This is a genomic window from Paenibacillus sp. 598K (assembly GCF_003851045.1).
In the GTDB taxonomy this organism is placed as follows: Bacteria; Bacillota; Bacilli; order Paenibacillales; family Paenibacillaceae; genus Paenibacillus_D.
On the sequence record NZ_BFBX01000086.1, the window covers coordinates 14147 to 14817 of the forward strand.

Sequence of the window (671 nt, forward strand, 5' to 3'; positions counted from 1 at the left end):
GAGGAGGAGCTGCGGCCGCTCTCCGAGGTGCTCGAGGATATGGATCAGATGGCGGATCGGCTCGACGAAGTGCGGCGGCACCGCTCCGAGCTGTCGCGGCTGCAGGACCGCTACAATACGTACAACGAACATAATCTGTACGCACGCTCGGAGGAGCTGCTGGCAGCGCGAGCCGAGCATGCGAAGACGGACAAGCAGGTGCAGGCAGCGGCTAGCGAGCTGGCGGGAGCGACCCGTGACAAGGAGGCAGCAGCCGGGGAGCGGACGGCTGCGCAGGCTCTCCAGCAGGAGCTGGCTGCCGAGCGGGCGCTGCTGGAGAAGCATGAGGCGATCGGCAAGCAGCGGGAGTACGAGTCGGCGACGGCTGCGCTGCAGATCACCGAGACGCAGCTGGAGCGCTCGCGCGACAAGCTGACGAAGCTGCGCATCCGGCAGGAGCAGCTGGCGCGGGAGCAAGCGGATGTCGGCGCGAACTGCGCTGCGGCAGAGCGCCAGCAGCGCGAGCTGCTGGAGGAGCTGGAAGGACTGGCGACGGATATCGAGTTCGCCGATCATGAGCTCTACCATCGCTACTGGACGCCGGACGTGCCGGAGCATGACGACTGGCGGGACGGCTGGCGTCGCGACGTCCGCTCCCATCGCGAGCGGGTGGAGGCGGCACGCGCCAAGGC

At 68.3% G+C, this 671-nt stretch carries 1 pseudogene; it reads left to right on the plus strand.

Annotated elements, in window-relative coordinates:
* A pseudogene (locus PA598K_RS36455) lies at window positions 1-671 on the plus strand (TIGR02680 family protein); the annotation flags it as partial.